This is a genomic window from Streptococcus ovuberis (genome assembly GCF_012396585.1).
Classification (GTDB): domain Bacteria; phylum Bacillota; class Bacilli; order Lactobacillales; family Streptococcaceae; genus Streptococcus; species Streptococcus ovuberis.
In genome coordinates this window covers 1-2,109 of record NZ_JAAXPR010000046.1, presented here as the reverse complement: position 1 = coordinate 2,109, position 2,109 = coordinate 1, and the positions used below count along the sequence as shown (strand labels likewise).

Here is a 2,109-nt window from a genome sequence, read left to right as displayed (position 1 = left end):
TCGAATCCCACATCCTCCTTTATATTATTAGCGCGGGATGGAGCAGCTCGGTAGCTCGTCGGGCTCATAACCCGAAGGTCGTAGGTTCAAATCCTGCTCCCGCAATTTGAAGTAGATTCACTTTATTTGGCTCGGTAGCTCAGTTGGTAGAGCAATGGATTGAAGCTCCATGTGTCGGCGGTTCGATTCCGTCTCGCGCCATTAATTGAATAATTTGGAGAGATAGCGAAGAGGCTAAACGCGGCGGACTGTAAATCCGCTCCTTCGGGTTCGGGGGTTCGAATCCCTCTCTCTCCATACCTTTACGGGCATAGTTTAAAGGTAGAACTAAGGTCTCCAAAACCTTCAGTGTGGGTTCAATTCCTACTGCCCGTGTTTAATGAAATGGCGGGTGTGGCGAAGTGGTTAACGCACCAGATTGTGGCTCTGGCATTCGTGGGTTCGATTCCCATCACTCGCCTATTTTATTATTGGGGTATAGCCAAGCGGTAAGGCAAGGGACTTTGACTCCCTCATGCGTTGGTTCGAATCCAGCTACCCCAGTTATCATTGTGCCGGCGTGGCGGAATTGGCAGACGCGCTGGACTCAAAATCCAGTGTCCTCACGGACGTGCCGGTTCGACCCCGGCCGCCGGTATTGCATAATGTAGTGTTAAGACAAGCTTGATTAGCTTGTTTTTTAGATTCTTTATCAACTGTAGTTGGTTGACCAATCTAACATCGAGAGAGGAGAAGTTTAGTCTTCTCTTGTTTTATATTTAGTGCAATGAAAATGCAAGTTTTAAAGTTTTCAAAGTTCTGAAATCCAAGGGCATTCCGCTCTTGAGAATAGCCGAGTAGTCTATCGACCACCTCCTGATTAGTCAAGTGCATGCGAAAAGTTTGGCGATAAAACCGTTTATCACTGAGCTTTAGACTAGTTTAGCCTTGAGCTAAGAAATTTGAAAGCGAGAGGTGGAAACGATCCAGAACAATTTTAGCAGATGGGAGTGAAACAGTCTCGGAGACTGTCTCAGCCTAAGCCTAAAAATTCGAGAGGGAAGTTGTTTGGCCAGTTTGTCATAAGGGCTGAACATCTATTGTCATGACCTTGACACGGTTTCTGACCGCTCTAGAATAGCGTAGAAAGTGGTTACGAATGGTGGCTTGGGTTCGACCGTCTAGGATTGCCCCAATTTTAAGCGAGTCAAAGTCCTCTGCGATAAAGCTCATTTTGCCTTTCTTGCTTCAACTAGTCGCTTTTGTATTTTCAGGCTCCTACCTCAAACAGTCCACTGGACTGTTTGAGTCCCAACTCATGTTAGTTGGGAGGCTGTTCAAGTCTATCTTGAACTGGAACTCCTTTAGCTTTCGGATGACCGTTGAGGTTGATACCGCAAGGCTTTCAGCGATAGCGGCCATGGCTACTTTCTCAATCAGTTTCTGGGCAATTTTCTGATGCAGAATGAGGGGAATCTGGTGATTTTTCTTGACCAAGGATGTCTCCGCGACAGCGACTTTCCCACATTCTTGACAGCGGAAACGTCGTTTCTGCAGACGAATGAGTGTCTTGTACCCTGCACACTCAAGATAAGGGATTTTGGATGGTTTCTGGAAGCCGTATTTAGGCATCTGCTCCTGGCAATGTTGGCATTTTGGAGCAGGGTAGTCCAGTTTAGCGATGACTTCCTTGTGGCTTCTAGTGTCCACAACCTCCAAAATAGTGATATTAGGGTCTTTCATTCCGAGTAGGTTTGTGAAAAAATCCTCGCTTTTTCTATTTTCGAGCTCGGGAAGAGCTAGTCACTCCCCTGACTAGTTCTTTATTCCATATGATTCTTTCTAATGAGTGGTTTTATCGCTTTTCATTATAGGTCATATGGGGCTTTTTTCATACTCAAAACTCTAAGCAGGCTATGCCTGCCAACTCATGACAGAAAAAGAGATTAGGAATATAATGTAGGTGAGCAATACAAATCCGTGGTTTTTAGTAGGGCTTTGCTTAGCCTGTACTCAAAACTGGATGAATAAGAGTCATGAGATAACTCGACTATGCCTTGAGCGTGAAAATAAAATGACAACTAGCCTCTTATTCGATTGTTCAAAATGAAAATAGGAGGCTCTTCATAT

At 45.0% G+C, this 2,109-nt stretch carries 7 tRNA genes and 1 pseudogene; 7 read left to right on the top strand and 1 reads right to left on the bottom strand.

Annotation, left to right across the window (positions count from 1 at the left end):
* Positions 1 to 31 precede the first annotated feature (31 nt).
* The 7 genes from HF992_RS11775 (at position 32) to HF992_RS11745 (ending at position 637) form a co-directional block, all read left to right on the top strand.
* A tRNA-Met gene (locus tag HF992_RS11775) sits at positions 32 to 105 on the top strand.
* 23 nt (positions 106 to 128) lie between these two features.
* Positions 129 to 201: transfer RNA gene (locus HF992_RS11770), tRNA-Phe, on the top strand.
* Positions 202 to 216: 15 nt separating this feature from the next.
* Positions 217 to 297: transfer RNA gene (locus tag HF992_RS11765), tRNA-Tyr, on the top strand.
* 7 nt (positions 298 to 304) lie between these two features.
* Positions 305 to 375, top strand: a tRNA-Trp gene (locus HF992_RS11760).
* A gap of 12 nt (positions 376 to 387) precedes the next feature.
* Positions 388 to 460 (top strand) — tRNA-His (locus HF992_RS11755).
* An 11-nt stretch (positions 461 to 471) separates the two neighbouring features.
* Positions 472 to 543 (top strand) — tRNA-Gln (locus tag HF992_RS11750).
* Positions 544 to 553: 10 nt separating this feature from the next.
* Positions 554 to 637: transfer RNA gene (locus HF992_RS11745), tRNA-Leu, on the top strand.
* A 77-nt stretch (positions 638 to 714) separates the two neighbouring features.
* Here HF992_RS11745 and HF992_RS11740 read toward each other — a convergent pair.
* Positions 715 to 1,722 (bottom strand): annotated as a pseudogene (locus HF992_RS11740) (transposase family protein).
* Positions 1,723 to 2,109 lie beyond the last annotated feature (387 nt).